We start from the raw sequence: 261 nt of genomic DNA on the forward strand, positions 1-261 counted from the left end.
TCCGAATACGCGACGATCGTGCCCTGCGGGCTCAGCTTCTCGGTGTTGCGGATCATCGCGAACAGCGACATGTCCTGCGCTTCGCCGTCGATGGTCCACTGCGCGTTGAAGATCTTGTGACGGCAGTGCTCGCTGTTCGCCTGCGCGAACATCATCAGCTCGACGTCGGTCGGGTTGCGCTCGAGCTTGCGGAACGCGTCGACCAGGTAGTCGATCTCGTCGTCGGCGAGCGCGAGGCCCAGCTCGGCGTTCGCCCGCTCG

General features: G+C 64.8%; 1 protein-coding gene. It reads right to left on the reverse strand.

Annotated features, from left to right (window positions below; genetic code table 11):
* Window positions 1–261, reverse strand: a 261-nt coding sequence (locus tag SB816_RS32695) for a hypothetical protein (protein ID WP_410548338.1), incomplete at both ends; no start/stop codon positions are given.

The organism is Achromobacter sp. SIMBA_011 (assembly GCF_046535435.1).
Lineage (GTDB): Bacteria > Pseudomonadota > Gammaproteobacteria > Burkholderiales > Burkholderiaceae_B > Achromobacter > Achromobacter dolens.